This window comes from Comamonas aquatilis (assembly GCF_965139575.1).
Taxonomy (GTDB): domain Bacteria; phylum Pseudomonadota; class Gammaproteobacteria; order Burkholderiales; family Burkholderiaceae_C; genus Comamonas; species Comamonas aquatilis.
In genome coordinates this window covers 1-1,201 of the sequence record NZ_CBCSIW010000048.1, presented here as the reverse complement: position 1 = coordinate 1,201, position 1,201 = coordinate 1, and the positions used below count along the sequence as shown (strand labels likewise).

Below are 1,201 nucleotides of genomic sequence, written 5' to 3'. Positions count from 1 at the left end.
AAAGCTATTGATTCAATAGCCGGTTGCGCTTTATTTGCCTAACTTATAAAGCAATATTGCATTGAGTGGCTTGTTGATCAAGCGCTGACAGCTATCAAATTCATAGACAGCAAAGGCCTGCCGGAGTGATCCGGCAGGCCTTTTTGCTTGGTCGTCTAGAGACTTACACGCGCTCAAAAATCGCGGCAATGCCCTGGCCGCCGCCAATGCACATGGTCACCAGTGCGTAGCGGCCGCCGGTGCGGTGCAGCTCGGCAATCGCCTTGGTGGTGATGATGGCGCCGGTCGCACCCACGGGGTGGCCCAGGGAGATGCCCGAGCCATTGGGGTTGACCTTGGCGGGATCCATGCCCAGCTCCTGGATCACGGCGCAGGCCTGGGCGGCAAAAGCTTCGTTGGCTTCGATCACGTCCATGTCCTGGATCTTCAGGCCGGTGCGGGCCAGCACTTTTTGCGTAGCGGGCACGGGGCCTATGCCCATATAGGCGGGCTCCACACCGGCGTGGGCGTAACCCACCAGGCGGGCCAGGGGCTTGGCACCGGCCGACTTCAGGGCCTGCTCGCTCATCATCAGCACGGCAGCGGCGCCGTCGTTGATGCCGGAGGCATTGCCGGCGGTGACGGTGCCGCCTTCCTTCTTGAAAGCGGGCTTCATGCCGGCCAGGGTTTCCAGCGTGGTGCTGGCACGCACATGCTCGTCGGTGTCGAACCGCACCACGCCCTTGCGGGTGGCGATTTCCACGGCCACGATCTGTTCCTTGAAGCGGCCGGCTTCAATCGCAGCGGCGGCGCGCTGCTGGCTCAGCACGGCCAGCTCGTCCTGCATGGCGCGGCTGATGTTGTAGCGCTCGGCCACGTTCTCGGCCGTGATGCCCATGTGCAGTTTTTGCCAGGGGTCGTGGAGGATGCCCAGCATGTAGTCGATGCTCTTGGTATCGCCCATGCGTGCGCCCCAGCGCGAGGCCATGTCGAAGTAAGGGCCGCGGCTCATGGATTCGGAGCCGGCACCGATGGCGACTTCGCAGTCGCCCAGGGCAATGGCTTGCGCCGCCGAGACAATGGCCTGCAGGCCGGAGCCGCACAGACGGTTGACGTTGAAGGCCGGGGTCTCGATGGGGCAGCCCGCATCGACGGCCGCCACGCGCGACAGATAAGCATCCTTGGTGTCGGTGGGGATCACATTGCCCATGACCACATGGCC

At 63.4% G+C, this 1,201-nt stretch carries 1 protein-coding gene; it reads right to left on the bottom strand.

Annotated features, from left to right (window positions below):
• Window positions 1-163: 163 nt before the first annotated feature.
• On the bottom strand, window positions 164-1,201 hold a 1,038-nt coding region (locus tag ACNAZA_RS22335; RefSeq protein WP_415798686.1), incomplete at its 5' end, for an acetyl-CoA C-acyltransferase family protein.